Origin of the sequence: Shewanella sp. 11B5 (assembly GCF_002836795.1) — a bacterium.
GTDB lineage: Bacteria > Pseudomonadota > Gammaproteobacteria > Enterobacterales > Shewanellaceae > Shewanella > Shewanella frigidimarina.
Genome location: NZ_PJAP01000845.1, coordinates 1 through 1,552, shown reverse-complemented (window position 1 = coordinate 1,552; position 1,552 = coordinate 1). Strand labels below are relative to the sequence as shown.

Annotated in this window: 3 protein-coding genes; all 3 read left to right on the top strand. The window is 41.5% G+C overall.

The window, feature by feature from the left end:
• A partial coding sequence (locus tag CXF78_RS17045; protein WP_180957202.1) for a M50 family metallopeptidase occupies positions 1 to 184 on the top strand: 184 nt, incomplete at its 5' end.
• Positions 181 to 1,044 carry a class I SAM-dependent methyltransferase gene (locus CXF78_RS17040; protein WP_102037434.1) on the top strand — a complete coding sequence of 288 codons (864 nt, stop codon included), beginning with the start codon at positions 181 to 183 and terminating at the stop codon, positions 1,042 to 1,044. The genes CXF78_RS17045 and CXF78_RS17040, both read left to right, overlap by 4 nt.
• A 21-nt stretch (positions 1,045 to 1,065) precedes the next feature.
• On the top strand, positions 1,066 to 1,552 hold a 487-nt coding region (locus CXF78_RS17035; protein WP_145991529.1), incomplete at its 3' end, for an alpha/beta hydrolase.

Sequence of the window (1,552 nt, the reverse complement as noted above, 5' to 3'; positions counted from 1 at the left end):
TTTAAATGCCATGGCAAGTCCGATGGTGTTATTAGGGTTAAGCGGCCAAGGCGATGCGGTTATGTTAGCTGAAATGACTTGGCTACCTGCATGGATATGGGTAATAACATGGCTCGCCTTTAGCGGGTTTATGCTGTTGCTCTGTTGGCGTAAAGTTGATCGAAAAAAGGGAGTGTCAAAATGAAACGTAACATGATGTTAGGAGCCTTAATTGGCTTATCAAGTTTAGGTATGTCAACTGCAATATACGCAGCCGATAGTATGGCCGATAAAAAAGTGACGGCACCGCAGGTTAATTCCGCCCTTGCTAAAGCAGTGGCTAGCGAGTTTCGTACTGCAGATAATAAATTACGTGATCAATATCGTCATCCTGCTGAAACATTAGCATTTTTTGATGTGAAGCCTGAACAAACTGTAATTGAACTTTGGCCTGGTGGTGGTTGGTATGCTGAGATTTTAGCGCCTTACTTAGCTGAAAAAGGTCAATATGTTGCTGCTAATTTTGAAACAAAACCGGCAGAAGAAAACCGTCAAACAGCTTATTACAAATCGGCGGGTCTAAAGTTTGAAAAATGGGTCAGCGATAACAAAGCCAGTCTAGGCAATGTACAGTTTGTAACGTTAGATCCACCGGCTAAGTTTTCATTGGGTAAAGATAATTCTGCAGACCACGTATTAACATTCCGTAACTTGCACAATTGGGCAATGAAAGGAGAGTTGGAAGGTGTATTCAAAGCTGCTCATGACGTGTTAAAAGTCGGAGGCTCATTAGGTATTGTTGAACACAGAGCTAATATCGGTATGGCGGCAGAAAGTGGCTATATGGATCAAAATCAAATGGTTGAATTGGCCAATAAATACGGTTTTGAATTAACCGGCAGCTCTGAAGTAAATGCTAATCCTAAAGACAGTAAAGATTATGAGAAAGGTGTATGGACATTACCACCGCGTTTAGCGTTGGGTGATCAAGATAAACAGAAGTACCTTGATATTGGTGAAAGTGATCGTATGACAATCAAATTTACCAAAACAGCCGCTAAATAATTATTACAAAGTGAGCCAACAATGTTGAACATTGATGTAGAAGAAATTCAATTGCCGTTGGCTCATATTACTCTTGCTGCTAAACGATATGGTCAAGCCGATAAGCCAGTAATATTGGCTTTGCATGGTTGGCTTGATAATGTTGACAGTTTTATCCCCTTGGCGCAGGCATTTGCCCAGCAAGGGTTATTCGATAAATTCCAACTGATATGTATCGATTGGCCAGGGCATGGATTATCAGATCATCGTCCCGGGCGTTATCCTTTGCATTGGGTTGATTATATTTACGACCTACAAGCCGTGATCCATACTCTGTCACAAGAAACAGGTCCCATTATCTTATTAGGCCATTCGCTCGGCGGCATTGTGGCGTCAGCTTATAATGCATGTCTTGCTGACAACATCCATAAACTCATTTTAATAGAAGCCCTTGCACCGTTATCTGAATCTGCTACACAAGCTAAAGATCGCTTACGTAAAGGCTTACAGCAACAACAACGCTTTAATC

Coding starts and splice junctions, on each gene's coding strand:
- CXF78_RS17040 (WP_102037434.1), top strand. CDS start 181: ATGAAACGTAACATGATGTTAGGAGCCTTAATTGGCTTATCAAGTTTA.